The organism is Actinomyces sp. S6-Spd3 (genome assembly GCF_000758755.1).
Classification (GTDB): domain Bacteria; phylum Actinomycetota; class Actinomycetes; order Actinomycetales; family Actinomycetaceae; genus Pauljensenia.
In genome coordinates this window covers 1-657 of record NZ_JRMV01000157.1, presented here as the reverse complement: position 1 = coordinate 657, position 657 = coordinate 1, and the positions used below count along the sequence as shown (strand labels likewise).

Below are 657 nucleotides of genomic sequence, written 5' to 3'. Positions count from 1 at the left end.
ATCTTGAGTGTCCACTCGGGTCTGGCCAGGCAGTAACAACTCAACTTTTTCAGGTAGCGGTTCTGGCCAAACTGGGCGAGGACGCGCAAATCCGTGCGCAGTGTTTGCATCCCGGATCGCGACGATTAGTTCATCCAGGTCGCTCATTTCACTGCGCGGCATACGTGGTGCTTCCGGCGCCGGGTCACCAAGCGTAATTTCATCGACGTACATCGATTCGGGCGCGCTACCGGATGTGTTAGCGGTGACCAGCGCCGTCTGAATGGGGTTGATATCGTCCTCACCGAGTTTTATGTAAGCGCGTCCCGGTTGGTCACGACCAATACTGGCGGCATGCGGAACGTCTATTACCGAGGACGAGTCGTCACGACTCTGAACGCGAAGGGCAACACGCAGGTTCGTGTTCGCCAAAATATCTTCGTTTACCACACCTGCCGGCCTCTGGGTGGCAAGGATCATGTGCACACCCAGGGTTCTACCAACTTGCCCAATTGAAACCAACGCTGCAAGCACGTCCGGGTAATCCTTAGCGAGCTGAGCGAACTCGTCTATGACAACTACCAGGCGTGGCATGGGCTCAGGTGGATTAGTCGCCCAGTAGGCCTTGAGGTTGTCGACGGCTTCGCCAGCTTCGGAAAACTTTTTCTGTCGGTACAG

At 56.0% G+C, this 657-nt stretch carries 1 protein-coding gene; it reads right to left on the bottom strand.

Features of this window, described 5'->3' with window-relative positions; all coding sequences use genetic code 11:
* Positions 1-657, bottom strand: a 657-nt coding sequence (locus HMPREF1627_RS00940) for an FtsK/SpoIIIE domain-containing protein (RefSeq protein WP_034500374.1), incomplete at both ends; no start/stop codon positions are given.